20 protein-coding genes are annotated in these 25,780 nt (G+C 66.7%); 9 read left to right on the forward strand and 11 right to left on the reverse strand.

Translation table 11 applies throughout. The features are described from left to right. Positions 1–48: 48 nt before the first annotated feature. Both KUF83_RS28095 and KUF83_RS28100 read left to right on the forward strand, forming a co-directional pair. The gene (locus KUF83_RS28095; protein WP_217457754.1) at positions 49–675 is read left to right on the forward strand and encodes a TetR/AcrR family transcriptional regulator; all 627 of its coding nucleotides are present in this window, start codon (positions 49–51) and stop codon (positions 673–675) included. Between the two features lie 855 nt (positions 676–1,530). Beyond that, a complete protein-coding gene (locus KUF83_RS28100; protein ID WP_217457755.1) occupies positions 1,531–2,148 on the forward strand; it encodes a hypothetical protein in 618 nt (205 codons plus the stop codon). A 14-nt stretch (positions 2,149–2,162) separates the two neighbouring features. On the opposite strand, the gene KUF83_RS28105 is transcribed toward KUF83_RS28100, so the two are convergent. Both KUF83_RS28105 and KUF83_RS28110 read right to left on the reverse strand, forming a co-directional pair. Further along, positions 2,163–3,287, reverse strand: a complete 1,125-nt coding sequence (locus KUF83_RS28105) for a hypothetical protein (RefSeq protein ID WP_308403167.1) — start codon at positions 3,285–3,287, stop codon at positions 2,163–2,165. A 42-nt stretch (positions 3,288–3,329) separates the two neighbouring features. Further along, positions 3,330–4,349, reverse strand: a complete 1,020-nt coding sequence (locus KUF83_RS28110) for an ImmA/IrrE family metallo-endopeptidase (RefSeq protein ID WP_217457757.1) — start codon at positions 4,347–4,349, stop codon at positions 3,330–3,332. A gap of 334 nt (positions 4,350–4,683) precedes the next feature. On the opposite strand from KUF83_RS28110, the gene KUF83_RS28115 reads away from it, so the two are divergent. The 3 genes from KUF83_RS28115 (at position 4,684) to KUF83_RS42115 (ending at position 6,651) form a co-directional block, all read left to right on the forward strand. Next, entirely contained in the window at positions 4,684–4,944 is a 261-nt protein-coding gene (locus KUF83_RS28115; protein ID WP_308403168.1) for a hypothetical protein, read from the forward strand. Positions 4,945–4,969: 25 nt separating this feature from the next. Beyond that, a complete protein-coding gene (locus tag KUF83_RS28120) occupies positions 4,970–5,983 on the forward strand; it encodes a hypothetical protein (protein WP_217457758.1) in 1,014 nt (337 codons plus the stop codon). Between the two features lie 371 nt (positions 5,984–6,354). Next, positions 6,355–6,651: a transposase gene (locus KUF83_RS42115; RefSeq protein WP_308403169.1), complete on the forward strand. Its 297-nt coding sequence runs from the start codon at positions 6,355–6,357 to the stop codon at positions 6,649–6,651. Here the strand turns inward: KUF83_RS42115 and KUF83_RS28130 are convergent. The 6 genes from KUF83_RS28130 to KUF83_RS28155 all read right to left on the reverse strand — a co-directional run bounded on the left by KUF83_RS28130 (position 6,634) and on the right by KUF83_RS28155 (position 14,837). Then, positions 6,634–7,485 carry an IS5 family transposase gene (locus KUF83_RS28130; protein ID WP_217457760.1) on the reverse strand — a complete coding sequence of 284 codons (852 nt, stop codon included), beginning with the start codon at positions 7,483–7,485 and terminating at the stop codon, positions 6,634–6,636. The two genes, KUF83_RS42115 and KUF83_RS28130, sit on opposite strands and share 18 nt — an antisense overlap. A gap of 199 nt (positions 7,486–7,684) precedes the next feature. Then, positions 7,685–9,415 carry an acyl-CoA dehydrogenase gene (locus tag KUF83_RS28135; RefSeq protein WP_217457761.1) on the reverse strand — a complete coding sequence of 577 codons (1,731 nt, stop codon included), beginning with the start codon at positions 9,413–9,415 and terminating at the stop codon, positions 7,685–7,687. Between the two features lie 102 nt (positions 9,416–9,517). Then, complete coding sequence (locus KUF83_RS28140; protein ID WP_217457762.1) at positions 9,518–11,542, reverse strand: NADPH-dependent 2,4-dienoyl-CoA reductase; 2,025 nt, start codon at positions 11,540–11,542, stop codon at positions 9,518–9,520. Between the two features lie 488 nt (positions 11,543–12,030). After that, a complete protein-coding gene (locus KUF83_RS28145) occupies positions 12,031–12,579 on the reverse strand; it encodes a PadR family transcriptional regulator (protein WP_217457763.1) in 549 nt (182 codons plus the stop codon). 396 nt (positions 12,580–12,975) lie between these two features. Then, positions 12,976–13,215 carry a hypothetical protein gene (locus KUF83_RS28150; RefSeq protein ID WP_217457764.1) on the reverse strand — a complete coding sequence of 80 codons (240 nt, stop codon included), beginning with the start codon at positions 13,213–13,215 and terminating at the stop codon, positions 12,976–12,978. Between the two features lie 584 nt (positions 13,216–13,799). After that, positions 13,800–14,837: a LacI family DNA-binding transcriptional regulator gene (locus tag KUF83_RS28155; RefSeq protein WP_217457765.1), complete on the reverse strand. Its 1,038-nt coding sequence runs from the start codon at positions 14,835–14,837 to the stop codon at positions 13,800–13,802. Between the two features lie 401 nt (positions 14,838–15,238). On the opposite strand from KUF83_RS28155, the gene KUF83_RS28160 reads away from it, so the two are divergent. The 4 genes from KUF83_RS28160 (at position 15,239) to KUF83_RS28175 (ending at position 21,821) form a co-directional block, all read left to right on the forward strand. Further along, on the forward strand, positions 15,239–15,448 hold the full coding sequence (locus KUF83_RS28160) for a hypothetical protein (protein WP_217457766.1): 210 nt from the start codon (positions 15,239–15,241) through the stop codon (positions 15,446–15,448). A gap of 110 nt (positions 15,449–15,558) precedes the next feature. Continuing rightward, a complete protein-coding gene (locus KUF83_RS28165; RefSeq protein ID WP_374106181.1) occupies positions 15,559–18,600 on the forward strand; it encodes a family 78 glycoside hydrolase catalytic domain in 3,042 nt (1,013 codons plus the stop codon). A 505-nt stretch (positions 18,601–19,105) separates the two neighbouring features. After that, entirely contained in the window at positions 19,106–19,873 is a 768-nt protein-coding gene (locus KUF83_RS28170; protein WP_217457768.1) for an intradiol ring-cleavage dioxygenase, read from the forward strand. Positions 19,874–20,069: 196 nt separating this feature from the next. Next, a complete protein-coding gene (locus KUF83_RS28175) occupies positions 20,070–21,821 on the forward strand; it encodes a carboxylesterase family protein (RefSeq protein WP_308403172.1) in 1,752 nt (583 codons plus the stop codon). A 243-nt stretch (positions 21,822–22,064) separates the two neighbouring features. Here KUF83_RS28175 and KUF83_RS28180 read toward each other — a convergent pair whose 3' ends face one another. From KUF83_RS28180 to KUF83_RS28190, 3 genes are all read right to left on the reverse strand, one after another. Further along, complete coding sequence (locus KUF83_RS28180) at positions 22,065–22,799, reverse strand: GntR family transcriptional regulator (RefSeq protein WP_217457769.1); 735 nt, start codon at positions 22,797–22,799, stop codon at positions 22,065–22,067. Positions 22,800–23,007: 208 nt separating this feature from the next. Beyond that, a complete protein-coding gene (locus tag KUF83_RS28185) occupies positions 23,008–24,201 on the reverse strand; it encodes an allantoate amidohydrolase (protein ID WP_254644512.1) in 1,194 nt (397 codons plus the stop codon). 14 nt (positions 24,202–24,215) lie between these two features. Continuing rightward, a complete protein-coding gene (locus tag KUF83_RS28190) occupies positions 24,216–25,394 on the reverse strand; it encodes an FAD-dependent oxidoreductase (RefSeq protein ID WP_217457771.1) in 1,179 nt (392 codons plus the stop codon). Positions 25,395–25,780: the final 386 nt, after the last annotated feature.

Below are 25,780 nucleotides of genomic sequence, written 5' to 3' on the forward strand. Positions count from 1 at the left end.
AGCGAGCATAGAATAGATTGCGATCGACATTCAACTGGGAGGTGGCCGATGGGTCGTGCATCACAGGCGCAGGCGCAGGAGAACCGCGAGCGGGTCGTGCGGACCGCCTCCCGGCTGTTCCGCGAGCAGGGCACACACGTCAGCGTCGCCGACCTGATGAAGGCGGCCGGCCTGACCCACGGCGGCTTCTACAAGCAGTTCCCCTCCAAGGAGGCGCTGATCGACGAGGCCACCGCGCACGCCTTCGGCGAACTTGCCTCCCGCCGCGCAGCCGCACTGGAGCAGATCGCCGTCGAGCAGGCCGCCGTCGAGCAGGACGCCGGGCTTGAGCAGGGCGCCGGACCTGAGCAGCGCTCCGGTCGGCGTGCGGCCGCCCAGCAGGCGCTGATCGATGCCTACCTCTCCGTCGAGCACCGCGACAACCCGGCGGAGGGCTGCCCCGCGGCCGCGCTCGCCCACGACATGGCCCGCGAGCCGGGCAGCCGTGAGGCCCGCCGCGTCTACGCCGAGGGTGTGAGCGACTTCGCCGCGTTCCTCGCCACCGAGGACCAGGACGGCATCACCCGGCTCTGCACCATGCTCGGCGCACTCGTCCTGGCCCGCGCCACCAGGGAAGCCCCGCTCTCCGAGGACATCCTCACCGCCGCGCGCACGGCCTTGACGGAAACCGGCTGACATCGCGCGCGGTGGTGGCCGACGCCCTGCCGTCCTGCCATGTCGGCAGGAGACAGGAGGCAGGAAGCAGGCCGACGTGGCGACCACCGGGGGGTGGGGTGAAGCCCGGTGCGGAGGATCTTCGCGAGGTCACCACAAGAGGGGACGGACTGCACGGAGTTCCGACCCGGGTACGTGAGAAATCGTGAGATGTGGGAGTGTGAGCCGGGTGAGTGAGAGTACGCCCGGCATCCTGCAATACCGCTTCGACGGCCCTGAAGAGGCGCCCGTCCTGATCCTGGGCCCTTCGCTCGGTACCACCTGGCACAGGTAGGCGAAGCTGTCTTCTGGTGTCCATGTGGTCCAGGTCGGGAGCGTTTGACCGAGTTGGGATCTTGCCGTCCAGGCGCGTCAACGCTGTTGGTGACACGAACGTGACAGGTGTTGACCCCCCTCGGCTCGTTTCGGCGGGGGTTCTGCCAGTCAGGCCGATGGCGCGGCGCTGGTCGGTTGCCGCTTGGGGGTAGACGTTTCCGGTAGGTAGGGGCGGCCCCAATAATTCGAACAACTGTAGGCATCGCGGCGCGGGATGACTACGATCGCAGTCGCTCGTCTGTGACCTGTTGTGGGTGCGGATTGTGCAGTGAGAGGGGGCGGATGACCGATGCGGAGCTATCGGGGTAGTGGTCGTCGTTCGTACGAGTGTCCGTACTAGCCTTGCCGCTCGTATGGATGCGTTCCCGTGTCTAGGGCCGGTTGAGGTCTGTTGGCTTTGTTGTTGAGGCTGCTTCCGGTGGCGCGGGGCAAGCGGTAAGGATGAGCGTGTACGGCCCTGCTGGGGAGGGCGTCGGGTGCAGGACGAGAGCGGGTTGGTCGATGGCAATCGCGGCGCGGGAGCCCTTGGGCGTGGTTGCGGGGGCGCTGGCTCCCGGCGATCTCGTACCCCGCGATGCGAACCTGGCGGTTGTTGAAGCCGAGGGGGCGAAGGTCGTTGCGGCCTACCGAGTCGAGGCGCGAGAGCGGGAGCGACGGGCGGCTGCGGGTATGCCACCCCTGACGCGACCGGATGCCCTGAACCTCTTGATGGCGCTGCCGCTCGGCGAGCCTGTTCCTGACGGATCACTGAACGGCAGGGAACGCCGAGCGTTGAAGTGCCTGCCGAAGGGGGCGGTGGTCCGACGCCACGGATTGATTACCCGTCTGGCAACCCAGCCGGTCCACGTCGACATGGTGTTCGTGCCCGGACGCAGCTGGGAATCGGCGATGGAGCGGGCCGAGCGGTTCACGCCATTCACTGCTCGTTCTGTATTGATCGATGGCGCGTTGCGGCGCAAGAACGAGGCGGTGATGCGCGCTGACTTCTACGGCATCGGGTTGCTCCACGTCCAGGGTGATGCGGTCGAGGTTGTTGTGCCACCCAGCCCCTTCGTGCGCAAGCGCCATACGGTTTCTGGCTGGAAATTCCTGGAAGAGGTCCACCGTCAGCTTCCCTGAGGGGGTGCGTCCGGCTACTGAGTGGCGGGCAACGTCGCCCATGCTTTGAGCGGCGCGGGTACTTGGAACCCGGACTTGGGACTCGCACCCACTCCGATGCGCTGGTTTTCCAGTGCGTAGCGGTCGACGGCTGCAGCGCATTTGTTGCGCCACCACGTCTTACGCTCGGAGCCGGCTCGGTAGCTTGCCATGTCGCTGACCCATGCGCCCCAGGTGTGGATGTTGTGGTTCTCGGCCTCACGCCGCGTTTCGCCGTCGGAAAGGTAAAACCTGTCGAGGCTGCGCCCGTCGCACTCCTCGCAGTCGCAGGTTGCCGGATCGGAATTGCCGTAGACCTTGGACAAGAACTCGGCGCCCTTGAAGCACATCAACTGCGGCATCAGGATGTGCGGGTACGTGGGGCCGCCACCGCGCTTACCTACCTGGGCCTTCTCGTCGGGCGGTATCGCGTGGCGGAGCGAGCTCTGGACGCCGATTCCCGCGCACAGGGCGCCGTGCGCCATCACGTCGAGAGCTGCGAGGTCTGTGCGCAGCAGTGACATGTACTCGACCTCGGTGAACAGCCTGCGCAAGTTGGCCGGGATGTCCTTCGTCTGTCCCAGTGGGTCGAACTGGCGGAAGAGGATGACTGCCTTCGGGTGACGGATCTTGTCGCAGACCGCGATCAGTTGGCCGATGTTCTCCCGGCTCAGCCAGGTGACATCGATCGGAAGGGAGACCAGCGTGTCGGCTCGCTCGATCCGGTTGGCTTCCCGCATTACCCCTTTGAGGGCACGGGAGTTCGCCGGCGGTATGTAGCCGGTGGGTGTCAGTGCGGCGGTTGCCCCTCGAGCCTTCTGGAAGTTCAGCGAGGTGTCCACGGCGGCGAACAGTTCGTCGGGAGGAGCCATGAACGGCTCCTCCGCCGTTGCCGTGTACGTGGTGTACACGGCGCTGTCGATCAGCAGAGTGCCCTGGTAGCCGACGTCGGCGCGGAGCTGGAAGGCGCGTGCGTCGGCGTTGGCGCCGGTCATGACCACGCCGCTCAGGCTGTCATCGAGGGCCGGGCGAGGTCGGGGAGTGTGCTGGGCATGTTCGTGCAGTAGTACCCGGCCCTGCAGGAGCGGCACCGCGGCCACGGTGTGGTCGAGCGTCTTCACGGCGGGCGGTCGTGGCCTGGGATCGGGAGCGTTGCTCATGAATCACCTCGCAGAAGGGTCCGGCACGTCCTTGTGTCCGGGCGGAGAAGAAGCGCACAAGTAGATCTCGTGGAACTCCTCACGACCCAGGCCCGCCAGATGAGCGGTCTCGGTCGCACTGAGGTGGTGCTGTCCCTCAAGCCGGGTGACGGCCTGAGCGATATGGCGCGGGGTCTCGCGCCGGATGACGATTGGTTCGTTGGTGCGGTAGCCGAGTGCGGACAACTCGACCATGAGCGTGCGGTACTGCCATTCGCTGATCACGCCCAGGTCCGTGGCCCGCCGAATGAGGGCGGCCATGGAGACCCCCCAGCGGGCTTTGAGGTCCATGAGGCGGGCGACGTCGATGCCGGGCTTCAGCTCTCCCAGGATCACCTCGTGCGGCATGAGGAACTCGGCGGCGAACCGGTCGGCCTGGGCCTCTTGTGTACGTCCCTCGCCTGGTTCGCGGTGCATGATCAGATGGCCCAGCTCGTGAGCGAGGCTGAAGCGTGAACGGTCACCAGGAGCAGTGGAGTTGAGGAGTATCAGCGGCGCCCGGTCGTGCGGCCACTGACTGACGGCGTCGAGTTCGGTGGTGCCCAGATCGCGGACTACGACCAGGGCGCCGGCGTGTTCGAGCAGCGCAACCAGGTCGTCGATGGGGCCGACGGGAACGTTCCACTCTTCGTGCAGCGTCTCCGCTGCGTCCGCGGGTGTGTCGAAGTCGTTGACCTCAATGTGCCTGAACCGGTGAGGATGACGGAGGGCCGCCGCCCGCGTTACCGCTTCGACCTGGAGGCGGGTGAGCGCCAGCGTCGCATGGATTCGGCGCAGCGCGGGGGCGCCGAGTGAGGCCCGCTTGCGGTGGTGTATCAGCCCAATACCTGCCCCGGCCGTATCGGCGGCCTGGCACAGCATTTCGGGTGTGAAGCGAAGCGCGGCGGCGAACAGGAGGACCCGCTCGGCCCGGACCGGGATGCGTCCGGCTTCGGCCCGGCTTACGTACCCCTGCGTGATGCGGTCGCCCTCCACGCGCGACATCTGCTCGGCAAGTTCGGACTGGGTCCCGCCAGCAACTCCTCGTGATCACTCACGGTCCACCTCCAAACCTCGCAAGTCTCAACGCCCCTGAGGATACACGATTTTATCCCTCAAAATATTCCGGACATGATCCGTGAGGTGTCATGCCTTCAGGGATACCACGCACCACTGACAGTCCAACTGACTGTCTGTTGAGGGTTGTTGGGTGGGATAGGGCTTCACGTGCATCATCCGCTGGAGACGGTGGATCGCTGCGCAGATCAGGAGGTCGCTTCGCGGAGAGGCGCAGGGTTGCTGCATCGCGTTCGTCACGGCTGTTGCTCTGCTGATCGCGGTGGGGGACAACCCGGAACGGCTGGGCAGCGAGGCGTCGTTCGCCGGTTCGTGCGGAGTCAGTCCCGTCGAGCGTTCCTCGGGGCGCCGGCAGTTCCGCGCCTCAATCGCGGCGGTGACCATCAGGCAAACGCCGCCGTCCACTGGATCGTGTTCACCCGCCTGCGGGTCGGCCCGCGCACCCAGGACTACTACGAGCGCCGGATCAAGGAGGGCAAGACCGCCGCTCGGACCTTCGGGGCACAATGGCTTTCAGCTGTAGCCGCTGTGCTCTGGGGAGGGGCGTCGTGGAGTTCAGGAAGAGAACGCTGGAAAGACTTGGCGACCTCATCTGTGGAAACCTCGGTGCTGATGCCCCTCAGGGGGATGCTGAGCCCCCGTACTTTCCTTATCGGTCGAGCAAGTACATCACCGACTTCTTTGGCGAGCTCGACATGGACTGGGAACACGACGGCTCGACGCGACATCGCTGGGTCGCGGGCGTGCTTGCGCAGTTGCTGGGGGAGTCACACGATGGTCCCGCGCACCCGCCGGAGTCCTTCTGTCGGGTGATCGACCACTTGATGGACCCGGCGGATGCGCTCAATGAGGGACGCGACCGGACCAATGCCTTGCGTCAGCTGAACGACGCGCTCTTGCGGGAGGGCTTCGAAGCCTTCTACGCGGAAGACAAGCACTGCTACCTGCGGCACATCGGAACGAGCACCGTCTCGACGCTGGTCCAGAATCCGCACCGTCCCCTGAGCGTCGCCGAGATGCAGCGGCGTTCTGGTCTCGCTGCCTTCCTGGAAACCTGCAGCGAGGATGCGCTCATCGAGGAAGTGCTGCTACCACTGTTCCGGCAGCTGGGGTTCCATCGCATTACCGCGGCCGGACATCGGGACAAGGCGTTGGAGTACGGCAAGGACATCTGGATGCGCTACACCTTGCCGACGCAGCACTTCCTGTACTTCGGCATCCAGGTGAAGCGCGGCAAGCTGGATGCGACAGGGCGGTCCAGGTCAGGAAACGCCAATATCGCGGAGATCCATAACCAGGCGTTGATGATGCTGGCGCACGAGATTTTCGATCCCGAGACCAATCGTCGCGTTCTCGTGGACCACGCGTTCATCGTGGCCGGCGGGGAAATCACGAAGGCGGCGCGCAACTGGCTGGGGAACGCCTTGGACGCCGCGAAGCGGAGTCAGATCATGTTCATGGATCGCGACGACATTCTGAACCAGTTTGTTGTGAGCAACCTGCCGCTTCCGGTAGATGCTGCGCAGCCGGATGTTCCGTTCTCCGGTGGAGCACCGTTCTGATCTGAGTCACCGGCTGTGAACCGCCAGTGGTTCCGCCGCTCGGAGAGAGCGATGTGTGTAGACGTGGCTGGTGGCGGGGAATGGATATCGGTGAGCACCGCAGCAGCGCCGGGGACTGACTCTTGACATCTCTGGACCGAAGTGTCCTTACCATCCTGTGTCGTTTGCGGGGCGGCGCGGCAGCTCAAACGTGGGTTCGGGCAAGCGTGTCTGGAGCACTGTCTTGCGTGGTGCACCTGCAATGTCTCACTGGTGACCGCTTGTCCGGGCCGACGGAGCGTGGTGGCGCTGAGACCTTCGACGGGAGTGGAAGAGCGATCGATTCGCCAGACCGTGCCCCTGCTCCGAATGCTGATGAAGCGGTTCTCGGGGTGGACACGCACCGAGATTTTCACGTTGCGGCTGTGCTTTCGCTGAACGGGAGGACTCTGGGCATCGAACGCTTCCCAGCGACTTCGAGCGGCTACGGTCAACTTGTACGGTGGGCCCTTCAGTTGGGTGCCGTTCGGCGTGCCGGAGTGGAGTCTTCGGGAAATTACGGAGCGGCCCTGTCCCGGTATCTGCTGTCGCAAGGCATCGAGGTCTTTGAGGCGCCAGGACCTGGGCGTGCGGCTCGCCGCCGACGTGCTAAGAGGGCATCTGATCAATGTTCAGGTTGTTCTGTCTGATTCGCCGGTTTCGATTCGCCAGGTTGGTGTGGATTCTCCGGTGAGCTCGCGGCTGGTTTTGTTAGCCATCGCCCAGTGGACCATCGCGCGGGATCGCTGGGGCAGTGCTTCGTAGTCCCGGACGAGGCGCCGGTGCTGCATGAGCCAGCCGAAGGTTCGCTCGATCACCCAGCGTTTCGCCTGGGGTTGGAACCCCTTGCCGGTAGGCCGTTTCACGACCTCAACGTCGATTCCCCTCGCGGCTCCGTGCTGGAAGACGCTGTTCTGGTATCCGCCGTCGGCCCAGACCTTCGTCACGCTGGGATGGGAGGCGGCCAGCTCGTCGAGCAGGCGTTTCCCGCCGGTCGAGTCGTGCACCGAGGCGGCCGTGACAATGACGGCCAGGACCAGGCCGAGCGTGTCCGTGGCCACGTGGCGCTTACGCCCTTTGATTTTCTTGCCGGCGTCGATGCCCTGGCTGGTCTCAGCGACATTCGCCGAGGTCTTCACGCTCTGCGCGTCCACCACCGCCGCGGTCGGCTCCGCACGACGGCCATGAAATCGGCGGGCCTTGTCGCGTAACAGGTCGTGGACCTGCTGGGTGGTGCCGTCGGCTTCCCACTTCGCGAAGTAGTCATAGACGGTCTTGTACGGCGGGAAGTCGTGCGGCAGGTACTCCCACGGGATGCCAGTGCGGTTGACATAGAGGATGGCGTTCACGATCTCCCGCAGATCATGCACCCGAGCCGCGGTGCCTGGACCGGTGCGAGCGGCCCGCCATGCCACGAACACGGGCTCGATTAATGCCCAACGGGCATCGGAGACATCACTGCGATAAGGGCGTCGAGAACTCACGAGTCACGCAACGACTCACCGTTGCCGCAGTCACTTCGAACGCACCAAATCACCTGTAAACCAGATCAGTTGCCCTCTAACACCGGCAACCCGGCCACCGTTTCGCTTCGAGTCCCAACACACCTCGAAGTTGATCACGGTGGCCGTCTCACGTCACCACACCATCGACCAAGATCACGCCATGCGGCTGTAGTACTGATCAGCCGGTTTCTCCTGCGCTCGCGGACTGCGCGTACGCCGCGACGCGGCTGAGGTGGTGAGCGCCGTAGGCGTTGGCTTCGGATATCCGGCGGTGGCTCTGGTCGGAGGTGTCGTCGTGGGTGTCGAGGACGGCCTGGAGCGTTCGGACGTGGATCCAGCCTCCGAGGACCAAGCCCCACATCTTGAGATAGGGGACGCCGCCGGCATGGGCGTCACGTCGGCGGCCCTCGGCTGCGTGGTCCAGCAGAAGGGCGGTGACGTCTCGAATCGAGGCGAGGGACCGCGTCATTCGCTCGGCCGTCGCGACGGCTACCGGGTGCTCGGCTTCGGCCAGATGCCGGACATCGGTCTCGATCATGTCGAGCACGCGGGAGGCGGTGCCGGCTCGATCTCGCAGAATCTTGCGGCCGAGGAAGTCGTTGGCCTGGATCGCGGTGGTGCCTTCGTAGATCGCAGCGATGCGGACGTCGCGGTAGTACTGGGCGACGCCGGTGTCCTCGATGTAGCCGGCGCCGCCATGGACCTGGACGGCCTCGGAGGTGATCCCGATGGCTTCCTCGGTTAGCCAGCCCTTCACGACGGGGGTGAGGAAGTCGGTGAGCTCGAAGCTCTCGGCGTCGCCGGCGAATGCTCGGTCGAGGTGGATGCTGGTCTGCAGCATCAGCCCACGCATGGCGGTGATGATGCCGGCCGACGAGGACAACAGGCGCGCTACGTCGGGGTGGCGGGCGATGGGTGTGCCTTCGGGCTCGTCCATGACCCTGCCTTGGACTCGATGGTGGGCGTAGTGGTGAGCCGCCTGGTGGGCGCGGTCGGCGATGCCGAGTGCCCAGATGCCGGCGCCGAGGCGGCTGAGGTTCATCATCACGAACATCGCCGGGAGTCCCCGGTTCAGCTCCCCCAGGAGAAAGCCGGTTGCGTCCTCGTACTGCAGAACGCAGGTCGGGCTGCCTTTGATGCCCATCTTGTGCTCGAGTGCGATGGGGGTAACCCCGTTCGCGCGGCCCGGGCGGCCGTCGGCGTCGGGAAGAAACTTGGGGACGATGAACAGTGACAGTCCCCGTAGCCCTGCCGGTGCGTCCGGCGTTCGAGCGAGCACAAGGTGCACGATGTTCTCGGTCAGGTCGTGGTCGCCCCAGGAGACGTAGATCTTCTGACCGCTCACCCGCCATGTCTGATCGTCCTGAGGGGAAGCGAGGGTGCGGATTGCGGCGAGATCCGAGCCGGCCTGGGGCTCCGTCAGGTTCATCGTGCCGGTCCAGCGGCCTTCGACCATCGGCTCGAGGTAGACGGCTTTCTGCTCGGGTGTGCCGGACCAGGAGATTGCGGCGACGGCGCCTTGGCTCAGTCCGCCGCACATGGCGAATGCAGGGTTCGCAGCGCTCCACAGTTCGGTGAGAGCTGCCGAGACGATGCGGGGAGCGCCGCCGCCGCCAGCGTCGACCGGTGCACCTACGCTGCTCCAGCCCGCCCCGGTGAACTTCGCGTAGGCCTCGCGCATGCCGGGTGCGGTGACGACCTGCCCGTTCTCGATGCGCGCTGCGACCCGGTCGCCGGAGACGTTGGTGTCCTGCAGGACCTCGGCGGCCAGTTGGGCGGCCGGCCGCAGAATGGCCACGACGTCGTCGATGTCGTATTCGCCGTGGGTCACGTCCGCCAGGTGCTCGGCGCCGTTCATGACGTGGCGCAGGAAGAACTCGTACTCATCGACCGGTGGGTTGTAGCTCATGGCGGTTCTCACCATTCTCGACGTGTGGACAGGGGCGGTTCGGCGCAGCGCCGCACCGTTCGGGAGGTTTGTTCAGGGACCGTGCTGAACCGCGGGCCGCGGTCAGAGCCGGGCGGCGAGCTCGGTGGCCTGCCGGATGGCTCGCTTGGCGTCGAGTTCGGCGGCGACGTCGGCGCCGCCGATGACGTGGACCGGGCGGCCCAGCGCTTCGAGCGGTTCGATCAGGTCGCGGACCGACTCCTGGCCCGTGCACAGGACGATCGTGTCGACGTCGAGTACCCGTGACTCGGTGGTGTCCTCGCCGACGGCGACCGTGATGTGCAGGCCGTCGTCGTCGATCCGGTCGTAGGTGACCCCCTTGACCATCTCGACGCCGGAGTCCTTGAGTGTCTGGCGGTGGACCCAGCCGGTCGTCTTGCCCAAGCCCTTGCCGAGCTCGGTTGTTTTGCGTTGGAGCAGTGTGACCTGTCGGCGGGGCGGCGCCTTGACCTTCGTCGTCAGGCCACCGCGCTCCAGGGACGGGTCCGTCACTCCCCAGCGCTGGTTCCAGTGCTGCACCGACTCGCCGGCGTCGTGCAGCAGGAACTCCGACACGTCGAAGCCGATACCGCCTGCGCCCAGCACCGCGACCCGTTCCCCGACGGTGGCGGTGCCACGAATGACGTCCTGGTAGCCGACGACCGATGGGTGGTCGACGCCTGGGATGCTCGGCACGCGCGGCTCGACGCCCGTCGCGACGACAATCTCGTCGAAGCCGGTCAGGTTCTCGACGCTCGCGCGGACGCCGAGGTGGACTTTCACCCCGTTGATCTCCATCCGGCGCGCGAAGTAGCGAATCGTCTCGCGGAACTCCTCCTTGCCGGGTATTTCCATGGCCAGACGGAACTGTCCGCCGATTTCATCGCGCGCTTCGAAGAGCTCGACGGAGTGGCCGCGCCCGGACAACTCGGTCGCGGCGGCGAGACCGGCTGGACCTGCGCCGACGACCGCGACCCGCTTGATGGCCCGAGTCGGCGACAGGACCAGCGTGGTCTCGTGACCCGCGCGGGGGTTGACCAGACAGCTCACACGCTTGTTGACGAAGCCGTGGTCGAGACACGCTTGATTGCAGGCAATGCAGGTGTTGATCTGGTCGGCACGCCCATCGCCTGCCTTCTGGACGAAGAACGGGTCGGCCAGCAGCGGCCGGGCCATCGAGACCATGTCGGCTTGGCCCGAGGCGATGATCTTCTCGGCGACCTCGGGAGTGTTGATCCGGTTGGACGCGACGACAGGAACCGTGACCTCGGCCTTGAGTTTGGCCGTGACCCACGCGAACGCCGCGCGGGGCACGGACGTCACGATCGTGGGTATCCGGGCCTCGTGCCAGCCGATGCCGGTGTTGATGAGCGAGACGCCGGCGGCCTCGATTCTGTGGGCCAGCTCGACGGTCTCTTCCCAGTTCTGCGCGTCGTCGACCAGGTCGAGCAGGCTCATCCGGTACATCACGATGAAGTCGTCGCCGACAGCCTCGCGGACTCGCTCGACGATCTCGACCGGGAAGCGCATCCGGTTGGTGGCGCCGCCGCCCCAGCGGTCCGTGCGGTTGTTGGTGCGCGCGGTCAGCATCTGATTGATCAGGTAGCCCTCGGACCCCATGATCTCGACGCCGTCGTAGCCCGCGCGGCGGGCGAGGACCGCCGAGGCGGCGAAGTCGTCGATGGTCCGGTCGACTTCCCTGGTCGACATCGCCCTGGGGGCTCGGAACGGAGTGATGGGCGATTTGATATCCGACGCCGCCCGCTTGAACGGATGGTAGGCGTAACGCCCAGCGTGGAGGATCTGCATCACGATCTTGCCGTCGTGCTCGTGCACCGCGTCGGTCACGATGCGGTGCTTGTCGGCAGACCGCCTCGACGTCATCTGCGCTCCGAACGGGAGCAGCCAGCCGTGCCAGTTCGGTGCATAGCCACCGGTCACCGCCAGGGCGACGCCCCCCTTCGCGCGCTCGGCGAAGTAGGCCGCGAGTTCGGGCAGATGCTTGGCTCGGTCCTCCATGCCGGTGTGCATCGACCCCATGACGACGCGGTTGCGCAGCGTCGTGTGGCCCAGGTCGAGGGGTTCCAGCAAGTGCGGGTACGGGTTCACGGTGCTCACTCTCGGGCGGGTGTCGTGCTGTGGAGGCCGGCGATCGCTTCGGCCTGGATCTGAGGAAATTGGGCGCCCATGGCTGCAGCGAGGACGGTCGCCGCCGACAGAGGCCGCACCATGACGGTGAACTCGCCGATCAGTCCGGCGTCGTTCGTGCGGAACAGGTCGATGCGTTCAGGCTCGTCCCGTCCACAGACGTCTCGAAGAGCAGCGCCCCGCCGTGACCGTCGGAGTCCTTGAGTTAGCGGACATGGCGGAAGTCGGTGAAGACCCGGCCCACCCCACGCAGGATCGCCGCGCCGATCGGTCAGCTCTCATAAGGCTGGAACGCAACGAGGCTGCGGAAGGCGAAGTCCTCGACGGCGGCACGAAAGGTGCGCATCGGATAACCGGTGGTGGAACGGCCTCGGCTTGCCGGTTCGTGTCGTGCTGATCGCGCTGACGGTCCTGACCTGCCTGAGCGCCCTGGGCCGGGGCGTCAGGGCTCATCGGTCCGTCTCCTCGGGCGCCAGCCGCTGCAGAATCTCGTCGCACCAGGCCAGCGCGGTCTCCTCGGCCAGCATTCCTCCGCGCAGCACGAGCCAGGCGCCCATCTGGTCCGGGCGCAGGGCGTCGGGGTCGGGATAGAAGCGCGCGGCGCTCTCGGCGTAGTAGGCGAGGCGTTCTTCGTGCACCCGGCGGCGGGTGCGGACGTCTTCGACGATCGCCGTCGAGTTTCCGAAGGGCAGGGCGCGAAGTTTGACCGCGAACTCGCTGCGCAGGTACTCGACCGGCGTTGCCTTGGATGTCCACACCTTCAGCTCATCGCGACCAGCCGAGGTAAGAACGTAGACCTTCTTGTCGGGTCGCCCGTCCTGGGCCACGGTCTCGAACTCGATCCAGCCGGCGCGCTCCATCCGGCCCAGCACTTTGTAGATCTGCTGGTGGCTGGCCTTCCAGAAGTAACCGATCGATGCGTCGAACCGACGCGCCAGGTCGTATCCCGTGGCGGACTTTTCCGCCAAGGACACAAGAATCGCGTGCTCCAAAGCCATGAGCGCACCGTAGTATGCAAACCGATGCTGTGCAACTAGATGCATATGTGTGAGCTGGGGTGGGCCGCGCCGCGACTGCCCGGGGTGGCCCGTAGCGGCCGTGTTGCACCGGTCCGCGTCGGGATCTGGCTTCCTGACGTGACCGAGGATCGTCCTGCCGGTAGCTCAAGACGGGTGGGCGTATGACTCGTGTCGTCTGCGATGCTGCTGCGCTGGGGTCGTTGAGGGGTCTCGAGCTGCCATTCGATCATCTGTTCGTCACGCAATGCGGAACAGCCCTGCGCGGTCGCGTGCTGCATGCCGCCTGAGCCCGCCGCAACCGCGGGCGCCACCGGCGTCCGACCAAGCCGTGTATCGGCACCGCAACACCGCCGCGATGAGCAAGCCGCAGTGCTGTCATATGTGCGGTTCACCGTCATGGGTTTTGTGTCCTTTCTCGTTGCGGACTATCGCCAGGCGTTGGTGGTGGAACCAGGCTTCTCGGGCGCCGCGCCCGCGGGGCACCTCGTGGAGCTGTCGCAGCCGTTCGACCTCGGCCGCATCGGCGTGGATGATCCAGGAGTCGCGGGCGTCGTCGCGTTGGTGGGCGGTGAGCCAGCCTTTCTTGATCCAGCAGTGGAGGGTGCCCCGAGGCATGCCGAGTTCGCGGGCGAGTTCGGTGAGGCACCACGCGTCGGGGCCGAGCGGGGCTGCCCTTTGGCGTTGCGCGCGTTCCTGGCGGCTGATGCAGCCCAGTTCCCCTTACCGTCCCTGTCCCGGCAAGTGGTGGTGATGAGTGAAATCGCAGCCGACGGAGACCGCCTGGCGTATTCAGGCAGCTGTTGTGGCCCTTGCCGCCCGACTCCGACGTCTTGACCCCGGAGGTGTTGCCCGCGCTGGTGGGCTACTTCCCCAGTGCCCTTGTCCTTGTTGGCGTCGACCCACTTCTTGGGCCGCCGCGTCATCGAACAGCCCTGTAGGCGCCAAGACCTGACAGCACAAGGACAGGACGGCAAACGAGGCAGTCTTTTCAGGGCTGTGGCCACTCGCCCAGCGGATCACGCCGCGTACCGAATGCGCCCCACGCAGCATGGTTAGGCGACCAGCCGAGCAGGATCGGCCAGGCTGTGCATGAGCCGCCTACTGAGTTGAGTGCCGGGCTCCCGATGCCCGTTAGCGCCGCACCGGCGTTCTCAGAGGTCTTACGGTCGAACGCAGCTTCACGGCCTGATGGCGTCGGTCTATTCGGGAGGGGATGCGGTGGTCCGGCGCGGCACCAGTGTCGGCGAGAGCTTGACCTGGACGGACTTCTTCTGGCGGTCGGCGATTCGATCGAGGAGAACGCGCGCGGCGTTGCTGCCGATCTCGGTGCCTGCCTGGTCGACACTCGTGAGGGAGATCGGGCCGAAGGCGGCGAAGGTCGTGTTGTCGTAGCCGGCCACAGAGATGTCATCGGGTACGGACAGTCCGGCTTCGGCGAAGGCTTCCAGTACTCCCATGGCGACGATGTCCGCGCCGGCGAAGACGGCCGTGGGCCGGCGAGGGTGCTTGAGTAGTTCCTTGGCGCCCTCGTACCCGCCCTGCTGGGTGTAGCTGGTGGAGACGATGTCGATCTCGTCCGCGAGGCCGAGGGACCGCATGGCCTGCCGATAGCCGTCGGCCCGCTGGGCGTTGGGCATCTCGGCGATGCGCGTCGGGTCGGTTTCGTGGTGTTCGATGTGGGCGATCCGGCAGTGCCCGAGGTCGGCGAGGTGACGGACGATGAGGAACGCGCCTGCCACGTCGTCGTCCGTGACGGCGTCGTACACCGGGGAGTGCCCGTGGCGGCCGATGACCACGGTCGGAACGGCGGAGGCGATGCGTTCGAGATGGGCGCGCGGTGAGATGGGCGCGATCAGGATGAGCCCGTCCATCCCGCGGTCGATCATCGCTTCCGTGACGCGCGCCTCCTCCTTCTCGCTGTTGCAGCCCGGGCCGAGGAAGACCTGGTAGTCGGTGTCCGCGAGCCGGCCGGTGATCCCGTCAAGGATTTCGGGGAAGAAGGGGTTGCGGATGTCGGGCAGCATCACGCCGATGGTGTACGTCTGCCCGCGCAGCCCCCGGGCGGCCGCGAGCGGCCGGTAGCCCAGCTCGTCGATCGCCCGGCGTACCTTCGCGCGCATCTCGGGGCTGGCGCCGTAGGCGTTGCGCAGCACCTTGGAGACAGCGGTCGTCGACACCTGGGCGTGACGCGCGACGTCGATGATCGTGACGCGGCGCTGCGGTGTAGGCGGCTCCATCCGGGCGCCCTCCGGCGTAGTGGGGAACGTTGCCGCAGAGTGTACGGGCGAAGGCATGGATCAGTAAGGCGCTGGCGCAGGTCGGGCTGCACCCATTGCTGTAACGGAAGTGCAGCTTGCGCAGCATCTTGACGTCATGCAGGACGCTCTCTATGGTCTGGCAGCACGCTTTGGGAAACGTTACCCATAGCCAGGGATCGGGTCAGCCGCACCCGGTACCTGACCACATCACCAAGTAATGACACTCGGCTGGCTTGCCATACGGCGTTCGAGTCGGCCGACGCTTTGATGGCGCCAGCTTTGAAACGTTTCATGGAAGGGGTTCGCCTGTGACACCCGGTGGGCGGACCCACCCATGTCCAGGGCAGCTACCGCACGCCGCACGGACTGGTGTCCGCGGGGTGGACCGTAAGGACGGCAGGCTCCGGCTCGACGTGGAGATCCCGCCCAACACCACGGTGGACGTCCTGGTAGCCACCGGCGGGAGCGCGGCCCAAGTGGACGGATACAGCGAGCAGTTCCGTGGCGTGCGCGACGACCGCGCCATCTATGCCGTGGCCTCGGGACGGCACACGTTCACCGCTCGCGAAACCGAGAGGAAGGCACTTTGAACCATGAAGCAGACAACGCAGAAGGTGCCGACCGCGACGACAACACGGGAGTCCGGCGTCGTGTCGTGCTCGCCGCGACGGTCGGCGCCGTGTCGGTAGGGGTCGGCGCCATGGGAGGCGGAACGAGCGCGGCGGCACAAGCGCTGCGTCAGGCGGAGGGCGGCGCGGTGCTGGGGCTGACCGTGGAACACCGCACCGATCCCCTGGGCGTGGACGCCGTACGGCCGTGCTTCGGTTGGCGCATGCGGTCCGCCGGCCGGGGGCAGAGCCAGGGCGCGTACCAGATCCTCGTCGCCAGCTCTCCGGACAAGCTGACCGGGGCCCGTGCCGACGTCTGGAACAGCGGCCGTGTCAGCTCGTCCGACTCGGTGGCCGTCCGCTACACGGGTAAGGCCCTCCGGCCTTCAACCCGCTACCACTGGAGTGTCACCGTGTGGGACGCCGAAGGCCGCCCGGTCGGCACCGGATCCCCCGCCTCCTTCGAGACCGGACTGATGAGCACCGACGGCGTGGCCGGGTGGGACGGGGCACAGTGGATCGGGATGAAGGGCAAGACCCCCAACTCGGCCGGGGCACCCATGCTGCGGACCGAAGCAGCCCTCAAGAACAGGTCCCGGGTCCGCGAGGCCCGTCTGTACGTCTCCGCCCTCGGCGTCTACAACGCGTACATCAACGGCCACCACGTCACCGTTCCGCAGGATGGTGGCAGCACGATCGAACTGCTGTCCCCGGGCTGGACCAACTACGACGTGCGCGTCAACTACATGGCCTATGACGTCACGGATCTGGTGACCCGGGAGCGAGCCGTCACGCTCGCCGCCGTCCTCGGCAACGGCTGGTACAACAGCCGTGCCTCCGACGGCAGCACCTACTACTCCAGCCACGGCAACGCCCTGGCCCTCAAGGCCAAGTTGCTGATCCGGTACGCCGACGGCTCGTCGCAGACCGTCGTCACCGAGCCGGACGGAGGCTGGAAGGCCACGGATACCGGTCCCTACCGGGCCGACGACATCTACGACGGCCAGACCTACGACGCCCGCATGGAGCTGTCGGGCTGGACGGCATCCGGCTTCGACGTCTCCACCTGGTCTGACGTGACTCGGGTCGCCTTGGAGGACACGTACCCGGACGTGCAACTCCTCGCCTACCCTGGCGAGACCGCGCGTTTCATGCCCCGCTGGGACCGCCGACCGCAGGCGATCGTCGTCGCCACCGGAGTGACCGGACAGGACGGCAGCCCCAACGGCAGGGGCCGCATCGTCGTGGACCCGTCCCGGACGGTGGCCGACCCCGGGAAGGCAGCCTCCGCCTCGGTCGCGATCGGTACCGGCGAGACCGCCGTCTTCGACCTCGGCCAGAACATGGTCGGCGTGGCCCGCTACAGCCTGCGCGGCCCGGCCGGAGCCAAGGTCGAGTTCAGGTTCGGAGAGATGCTCAACGACGACAGCGCCGGCGCGGACGGCCCCGAGGGCTCCCTCTACCGGGCCAACCTCCGTAGCGCCAAGGCCACCAGCACGTACATCCTCAAGGGCGACCGGCACGGCGAAACCCACCAGGACTCCCTGACCTTCTACGGCTTCCGCTACGTCTCCGTCACCGCCACGGAGAGCGTCACCATCACCGGCCTGACGGGCAAGGTCGCCACGTCCGCGATCCGCGAGACCGGCACCATCACCACCAATGCCCCTGACGTCAACCAGCTGGCGAGCAACATCCGTTGGGGCCAGCGCGGCAACTACCTCTGGGTGCCCACCGACTGCCCACAACGCGACGAACGCCTCGGCTGGACCGGAGACACCCAGGTCTTCGCCACCACCGCCCTCTACAACGCGGACGCCGGTGTCTTCCTCAGCCACTTCCAGGACACCGTCGTCGACTCCGCGCTCATCTACGGCGCGGGCAAGGCGCAGTTCACCGGGGTAGCGCCTGGTGGACGGTACAACTTCCCTGGTGGGGGCAGTGGTTGGGCGGATGCTGGCGTCATCGTGCCGTGGACCGTGTGGCAGATGACCGGTGACGCGACCATCGTCGAAGACAACTGGCCGGCGATGACCCGCTACCTGGACTGGATCCAGGACCAGACCGGCGACACCTACGCCGGGCAGGGCTCCCTCACCGGCGACTGGTTGGGATTGCAGAAGACCAGCGCCCAGCTCATGAGCGATGTCTACTACGGCTATGTCGCCCGGTTGATGGCGCAGATGGCCCGCGCGACCGGGCGGACGGCGGAGGGAGAGGCGTACGAGCGGCTCTTCGGACGCATCAAGCAGGCGTTCATCACCAAGTACCTGAGCACCGAGGGCGGCACGGTCACGGTCAAGTCCAGCCTCGGCGACGCCTCCCCGATCGAACCGGGCTCCGACCCGAACCAGAAGACCGAGGACAACAGCCAGACGGCGCTGCTCTGGGTCCTCAAGCTCGGCTTCTACGAGACGCAGGCCCAACGCCGCGCACTGGTCGGCCATCTCGCCGACAACATCGGCAACGATGCGGCCTACAAGGCCGCGCACCCGAACAGCAGCCGGGTCCGGTACGCCGAGAACACCCTGTCCGTCGGCTTCCTCGGCGTGAACGTCCTCGCCCCGGTCCTCACCGATGAGGGCCGCGCGGATCTGGCGTACCAGCTGCTGCACCAGGATGCGATGCCGTCCTGGCTCTTTTCCGTCAAGAACGGTGCCACCACAGTCTGGGAGCGCTGGAACTCCTACGCCGAGGATGTCGGCTTCGGTCCGGTCGGTATGAACTCGTTCAACCATTACGCCTATGGCGCGATCATGGAGTGGATGTACGCGTACATGGCCGGCATCGCGCGCGATCCGGACAGCCCCGGCTTCAAGCGCTTCCTGCTCCAACCCCACATCGACCCGACCGGCGGGATCACGCAGGTGTCGGGCTCGTACGAGTCGCCGTACGGCGTGATCAAGAGTGAATGGAAGCTGGAGGACGGCGGCAGGGAGCTTGTGTACGACGTGGACGTGCCCGCGAACAGCGAGGCCGTACTGCGACTTCCGGCAGCGTCCGCCGATGTCGTCCGCGAGGGACGGAGACCGCTGGCACGAGCAGAGGGCGTGCGCTTCATCGACCACAGCGACGGCGAGTACGTCTGCCAGCTGACGTCCGGTCGATACCGCATCACTACCAAGCTCCGGTGAGGGCAGCCACTGAGAGGGCGTCAAGTTCCTTCCCCTCGGGTTCATGATCGCTCGTTCGTGTTACTGATCGCCGTGCGGGCCAGAGTAGATCAGCGCGTCACGTGGGGGACGAGGTCAAACAGCAAGCCAGGGTCACGAAGTGAAACGCATCAAGACACGTTTACGGACGTCCGGAGCGCAATCGCTGCGGTCTTCGTTGAGGGAGGTCTGATGGTCGACTCGGAAATGAATCGCAGGGCGATGATCGGCAGTTCGCTGTCGATGGTGGCTCGAACGCCGCGCGGATCGGACCGACCGCGTCGGCACCGTCCCTCCCCGCGCACGGCCATCGGCGCCGCGGGCAGGGACGTGCGGGGCGTATCCGTGTCGGCCTCGGGGCGTTCAGCACTCCGGCGCCCCCTCAGTCGGTATGCCCGACCCCCTTGTCCTGCGAGTCACTTGACGTTTGAGAGATTTCCTGACTAGTCAGGTACTCAAGGGAAACTTCGCCTAAGGTGTCGTGTTCATGACAGACACTTCAGGTGAGCACACCCCCATCGCGCGCCGCACGGTGCTTGCGGCCACTGGCGCCACCGCCGCGGCCCTGGCCGTGGGCGCCGCTGCCACGTACGAGGCCCCCACAACCGAGACGGCCGACACCGCACCTGTCGCCGCCGCGGCCGTCTGCACCCTCACCAGGGAAATGACCGAAGGTCCCTACTACCTCGACGGACAGTACGTCCGCTCCAACATCACCGAAGGTAAGCCGGGCGTCCCGCTCGAGCTCACACTGACGGTCGTCGACGACGACACCTGCGCACCGCTCTCCAACGCTCTCGTGGAGATCTGGCACGCCGACCACCTCGGCGAGTACTCCGGCTTCGTCGGCGCCAACGGCCACAGCGAACCGGACAACGGCACCTTCCTACGTGGCGGCGTGCTGACGAACTCCAGCGGAGTCGCGTCGATCACCACGATCTACCCCGGCTGGTACGTGGGCCGCTGCATCCACATCCACATCAAGGTCCACACGAACGTCAGGCTGACCCCCGACGGCTCGTTCACCGGCGGACAGGAACTTCACACCGGCCAGCTCTACTTCAGCGAGACGATCACGACGCGTGTCAGCAGGCTCTCGCCGTACACGGCGAACGGGGTCACCCGCACCACCCTCGCCCAGGACTCCATCTACGACGGCGGCGGCGCCGCGTCCGGTCTCCTGACCCTGACCGCACTGGGCAGCTCGACGTCCTCCGGGTACACGGGGACCCTGACGCTCGGGGTCGAACGCTGATCCCCACCGCTTGATCCCTTCCTGTCTGACTGGACATCACCGAATCCGGGGTGAAGCACCAGTCTGTACCTCGGAGGGCAGCGCCAAGGGGGGCCTTCACACTGAGGGCGCGGGCGGGCCGGGTGGGCCAGCTCCGCTTGACGCGCCGGCTCCACCCAGCCTCTCTGCTGTATCGGAAAGAACCGCAGAGCAGCACGTGAAGCGAGAAGTGAGGTCAAGCGGCATGCCAGGGCCACGAATTGAAACGTTACGAGACACGTTCACGGACGTCCGGAGCGCAATCGTTGCGCTCGCCGAAGGAGGAGGTCTGATGGTCTACTCGGAAATGAATCGCAGGGCGATGATCGGCAGTTCGCTGTCTATGGTTGCCGCGATGGGCATGCCCTTCCCGGCACATGCGCGGTCCGCTGGGAGCACGGTCGTGGCACCGACCCGCTACGGCAAGGTCCGAGGAAAGCGCGAGGACGGCATCGCCAAGTTTCTCGGCGTGCCCTACGCCACGCCGCCGCTCGGCGCACTCCGGTTCAAGGCCCCGAAGCCGCCCGCGAGGTGGTCTGGCGTACGCGACGCGGTGAGCTTTCCCAACCCGGCGTTCCAGGTGGCGGGCGGTGAGATGGGTCCAGGCGGTAACGGCCGGATGCCGGCTCCCTCCGAGGACTGCCTCTACCTCAACATCTGGACCCCGGCCGCCGACCGCCGACGGCGGCCGGTGATGTTCTACAACCACGGCGGCGGCTACATGATCGGCTCCGGCTCCGCCACCGGGCAGGACGGCACGCACCTGGCGCAGCTGTATGACGTGGTGGTGGTCGAGTCCAACCACCGTCTGGGCCTGCTGGGGTACCTGTTTCTGGGCGATCTCGCCGACGGCGACTACGCGGCCAACCAGGGGATGCTGGACATTCTCGCCGCGCTGCGCTGGACCAGGGAGAACATCGAGAACTTCGGCGGCGACCCCGACAACGTCATGGTCTGGGGCGAGAGCGGCGGTGGCGCCAAGACCGCGGCCGTCTACACCATGCCAGCCGCCTCGCGGCTGTTCCACAAGGCTTCGATCGAAAGCGCCGCGCCACTGCGCTTCCCCACCCGCGACGGTGCCACCGCCCGGGCCAGGCGCACGATGGCGTTGCTGGGACTGACCACGACGGACATTCCCCGGCTCCATGACATCCCGGCCGCGCGACTGCTGGAGATCCAGCAGTCCGAAGCCGCGAACGGCGCCCCTCCGTGGGGCGACCCGGGCCCGCTCCCTGGCTTCGGCGCCTTCGTCGACGGCACCGTCATCCCGCGGCACCCCTTCGCCGACGGCGCCGCGCCCTTCTCGGCCGGCAAGCCGCTGATGTGCGGAACGTGCCGCGACGAGACGGTGTTCTTCAGTCTTTTTGGGCCGCCCGACATCTTCCGCATCGATGAGGCCGGCCTGCGCAGCAGTCTGAGCGGCACCTATCAGGGCGCCGAGCTCGACGAGATCATCCGGACCTTCCGGGCGTCGCGACCCGGCGCGACGCCGGCGCAGCTCTACTTCGCGATCACCACGTCGCCCATCTGGCGCGACGCGATCAAGATCGCGGAGGCCAAACGCGCGCAGCACGCCGCGCCCGTGTTCATGTACCAGCTCGCCTACCCGAGCCCGACCCTGGTGCCCGGCACCGATTTCCCCATCGGCTCACCGCATGCGTCGGACATCAACCTCAAGTTCGCCAACACCGACAAGGACCTCGACTACATCCTCAACAAGGATCAGTCGCCGGGACGGCTGGCGACCGCACGGCACATGAGCGAACTGTGGGCGGGCTTCGCCCACACGGGCCGTCCCATGGCGGCGGGTGTGCCGCGATGGCCCGCCTACACTCTGACCGACCGTGCCACGATGTGGCTCGATGCCAGGTGCCGGATCGTCAACGACCCGGACCGGAGCGAAAGACTGTTCTGGGAGAACCAGGACTGAACTTGACGTCCAGCGTCACCGGTCGCTCGGTCTGCTGAGATCTCCGGGAGCCAGGGCGCGTGACGCGGCCGTTCTTCAGGCTTCGAGATGTGGAGTAACGAAGCATGAAAGAACGGCCGCTGAGTGTGAGCCTCCCGTCGATGCGCCCGCAGGCCCCTGGCACACTGACCTCCTTCACCTCGCAGGGTGGCAGGTCCTTCTCGTGATTTGCTGGGCTCGGATGCGGCTCATCGGCCCAGGGCCTCAGCCGATCTGGCTTGAGTCCTCCGGGACGCGCATCTCTCGCACGAGCCGTTGGCGGGCGCTGAGGAGGGAATCGCGGGTGATCGTGACGGCCTGTTCCGTGTCGCCGGCCGACAGCGCGTCGATCAGCGCGGGCTGGGGCGTCCACAGGGACGAGTCGTGAACTTCCAGGGCCGCACGAGCACCGATCACCTTGTAGGGCCGGCATTGGATCCACAAGGAGTCGATGGTCGATACCAGGACGTCGTTGCTGCCTGAGCGATACAGGTGCCGCAGGAGGTCCTCGTCCTCATCGAGAGCATCCGTGACGCGCCCTTGGACGACGGCCCGGTACATCCGTTCACAAGCGCCCCGCATCTTGTGCAGGTCGTCGCGGGTGACGGACGCCGCGCCCTTCCGGGTGGCCTCGACCTCGAGGATGGTCCGGACCTCATAGAGATCCAGTAGCTCGTGGACGGTGAATTCGCGGACCCGGGCGCCACGATGTGGGTGCGCCACGGCGAGGCCGTTCTTCACCAATAGCTGAATCGCCTCTCGAACCGGCATGACGCTCGTTCCCACTTGCTTGGCCAGGTCCCGGACGGGCAGTCGATCTCCTGCCGCGAGTTCGCCGTCGTAGATGCGTTTGGCGAGGACCTCGTAGACCTGGTCTGCGACGAGCGTCGGGTTGACGGTCTGGCTCCCGCGGCCAGTTCCTGTGACCACTGAGAACTCCATCGCGTCGGCTGCAGACAAGACAGGAATACGATAGCTGCGCGCTGGAGCGGGCTGCCCCGGCCGGCCGTACGCGATCCGGGGCCTTTAGGGTCGGCGAATCCTGGTGATCCGTCGCTCGGCGTGGGTCGGTGCTCGCCGGAGGCGGTGGTGCGGGCGCGGTCGCTCACGCCGACCTCGCCCACAGCCTGTGTGGCGGGCCGTTCACCGGTGGCCGAGAGGGACGGGGCTACGCGGACGCCAGATCCATCAGGATCAGGGCCAGCGCTTGTGCGCCGGCGTCCACATCGGCGTCCTCGGCGTACTCCTCGGGTGAGTGCGAGATTCCGCTGGGGTTGCGCACGAACAGCATCGCCGAGGGGGTGTACGGCGCCAGCACTCCCGCGTCGTGACCGGCACCCGTGTCGAGCAGTGGCGCGGACGGAAGGACCTTCGTGAAGCGCTGGATCAGGTCAGCATCGAAGGTTGCGGTCGGGCTGTAGGACTCGCGACTGACCAACGAGCGGCAGGCTGCCGCTCGCGCGAGTCCGCGTGCCTGGGCCGTGATCTCGTTGACGAGGGGCTGCAGGGCTGACTCGTCCGCGTGCCGTACGTCGAGCCAGACGTCCACGGCTGAGGCGATGACGTTGGAGCCGCCGGGTACCGGAATCAGCTTCCCGACGGTCGCACGGGCTCCGGTGACGGCCCGCGCGGCCTCTTGTACCGCGAGGATGGTCTGGGCCGCGGGGATCATCGGGTCGAGGCGGTCCGCCATCAATGTCGTTCCGGCATGGTTGCCCTGGCCTTCGAAGCGAAGCTTCCAGCGGCCGTGGCCGATGATGCTGCGGCCGATGGCCACAGGCTCGGACAGGTCGACGAGGCCTCGGCCCTGCTCGACGTGGAGCTCCACGAAGGCGCCGATGCGCTCCATGGCCTTCGGGTCGGGTCCGACCTGGTCGGGGTGGATCCCGTTGCGGCCGAAGAGGTCGGCGAGGGTGTCGCCGTTCTCGTCCTTGAGTACGAGGGCTCGGTCCGCGGAGACGGTGCCGGCCATGAGCCCTGAACCGAGGCAGGGCAGGCCGTACCTCGAGCCCTCCTCCTCCGGGAAGACGACGATGACGACAGGGCGGCTCGGGCGGAAACCGGATGCTTGCATCAGTTCGACCGCTGCGAGTGCCGACACGACCCCCAGCGGGCCGTCGAACGCGCCGCCTCCGGGCACCGAGTCGAGATGGCTTCCGGTCGCGACAGCATTTTCACGAGCTGCGCCTGGTACGTCCAACCATGCCCAGATAATGCCGTTCCGGTCCGTTTCCACGTCGAGCCTCAGACGCTGGGCTTCCCCGACGAACCACTCCCGCAACTCGAGCTCCGCAGGCGAGAACACGGGACGGCTGTAGCCCCCGCGCTTGGGATCGCGGCCGATTCCGGACAAGCCGGCCATCATCGACGAGGCCGTCATCGTCGTCCCCCGTCCTGGAGGGACGCGGCGCCCAGGCTGCCGCCGACCAGGAACTCCCGGGGGAGGGCGGCGCGGCCGGCGGCAGGAGTGCCGGCGCCGGTGAGATGGGCGGCGAGAACACCGATGAGTGGAGCGAACTTCGCGCCGTGCCCGGAGCACGGGGAGATCACTGTGAGGTTCTCGGTACGGTCGAGCACGAAGTCCTCGCTCGGGGTTGTGGTGAAGAGGCAGGTTGTCTCCGCGTACGGCTCGGGCACGAGGCCGGGGAGGTTGTCCTTGACATAGGCGATCAGCCGTTCGCGGTTCGCCGGATCGATCTGCCCGTCCTGCTCGTATGCCGAGGGCAGCGCCTTCCCCACGGCGTACTCCGCGAGCTTCTGGCCACGGAAATCCGCGTCACGGCCACCCGGAAGGCTGTACGTCTGGATCGCCGCCGTCTTGTGGATGAAGGTGGGCCAGCCCTCGGCACCGTCGCGGTAGGGAAAGTGGTAGGCCTGCTCCTGGGTGACCGTAAACCGCGGCATTGCGGCTGTGAACCGCTCGTCGGCACCGGTGTTCTGCAGGAGCCGAGGCAGGAAGCCGCCAGCGCAGAGGACCACTCGCTCGGCATCGAGAGTGTCACCCGCGGCCTCGTGCAGCCGATAGCCGGACCTCGTCCTGTCGATCCTCTGTACGTCCCACCCGGTTCGCAGTCGGGCACCGTGGGAGGTCGCGAGAGAGACCATGGCATTGACCGATCTCTCCGCGTCGATCACCCCGGCATCCGGATGCCACAGCACCGGCGAGTCGAACTCGATCTGCCAGCGCTCCGAGGCTGTTTCGGGGCTGAGTAGCTCGTGCTCGAAGCCGGCCTTCTCCAGGGAGTGCGCGAGTGCGCGTGGGTCGCGCCGCCCGCCCCAGTCCAGGCACCCGGTCCGGCTGATCAGTTGCTCCCCGACTGCTGCCTCCAGCTCTGACCAAAGGGGTCGCGAGCGGAGGACCAGATCGGTGTAGAGCGTCGACGGGTAGGCGTAACGCAAGATCCGTGCGGAGCCGTGTGAGCTGCCTTCGTGATCGGCCGGCAGGCCACGCTCGACGAGGGTGACGTCATGGCCGGCTTCTGCGAGGCGCCACGCCGTCGCGGCGCCGGCCAGCCCCGCGCCGACAACGGCAAAGGTGGACTGCTCAGTTGCCATGGGTGTGTTCCTGATGTGTTGGGTTCGTGACAGTGAAAGATCTCGGTACGTAGTAGGGGCGGAGACCTCGGCGGAGGTGTGGCTCGGGCACCGCTCGACGGCCGTAGTTGTGGCGGCATGGCGCGACGTCAGGCCTGGCAGCAGGGATGTGCGGAAGACCACCTGCCAGGAAGCCCGCCCGCAGGATGTCGGGTACCCACCACGTCGCTGTGGTCGCTGAGGATCTGGTCCGCCGCTGGTGGGACGTCGGCGGGGAGTACGCCTTCCACGGCCCGCGGGAACCAGGAAGGCACGGGCAGGGTCGTCGACGCGGCCGACGCGATCAGTTCGCCGTCTGCGAATCCGTCGACGTTGCCTGGCATCCGGGAGCGCCGGCGTGTCGGAGT

It is taken from the genome of Streptomyces sp. BV286 (genome assembly GCF_019090165.1).
Taxonomy (GTDB): domain Bacteria; phylum Actinomycetota; class Actinomycetes; order Streptomycetales; family Streptomycetaceae; genus Streptomyces.

What these genes read in the sequence shown, in the direction of transcription:
- KUF83_RS28170 (WP_217457768.1), top strand. Translation starts at nt 19,106, where the DNA reads ATGACAGACACTTCAGGTGAGCACACCCCCATCGCGCGCCGCACGGTG.
- KUF83_RS28095 (WP_217457754.1), top strand. Translation starts at nt 49, where the DNA reads ATGGGTCGTGCATCACAGGCGCAGGCGCAGGAGAACCGCGAGCGGGTC.
- KUF83_RS28155 (WP_217457765.1), bottom strand. Translation starts at nt 14,837, where the DNA reads ATGGAGCCGCCTACACCGCAGCGCCGCGTCACGATCATCGACGTCGCG.
- KUF83_RS28145 (WP_217457763.1), bottom strand. Translation starts at nt 12,579, where the DNA reads ATGGCTTTGGAGCACGCGATTCTTGTGTCCTTGGCGGAAAAGTCCGCC.
- KUF83_RS28190 (WP_217457771.1), bottom strand. Translation starts at nt 25,394, where the DNA reads ATGGCAACTGAGCAGTCCACCTTTGCCGTTGTCGGCGCGGGGCTGGCC.
- KUF83_RS28100 (WP_217457755.1), top strand. Translation starts at nt 1,531, where the DNA reads ATGGCAATCGCGGCGCGGGAGCCCTTGGGCGTGGTTGCGGGGGCGCTG.
- KUF83_RS28165 (WP_374106181.1), top strand. Translation starts at nt 15,559, where the DNA reads ATGGGAGGCGGAACGAGCGCGGCGGCACAAGCGCTGCGTCAGGCGGAG.
- KUF83_RS28135 (WP_217457761.1), bottom strand. Translation starts at nt 9,415, where the DNA reads ATGAGCTACAACCCACCGGTCGATGAGTACGAGTTCTTCCTGCGCCAC.
- KUF83_RS28150 (WP_217457764.1), bottom strand. Translation starts at nt 13,215, where the DNA reads ATGCCTCGGGGCACCCTCCACTGCTGGATCAAGAAAGGCTGGCTCACC.
- KUF83_RS28185 (WP_254644512.1), bottom strand. Translation starts at nt 24,201, where the DNA reads ATGGCCGGCTTGTCCGGAATCGGCCGCGATCCCAAGCGCGGGGGCTAC.
- KUF83_RS28110 (WP_217457757.1), bottom strand. Translation starts at nt 4,349, where the DNA reads ATGTCGCGCGTGGAGGGCGACCGCATCACGCAGGGGTACGTAAGCCGG.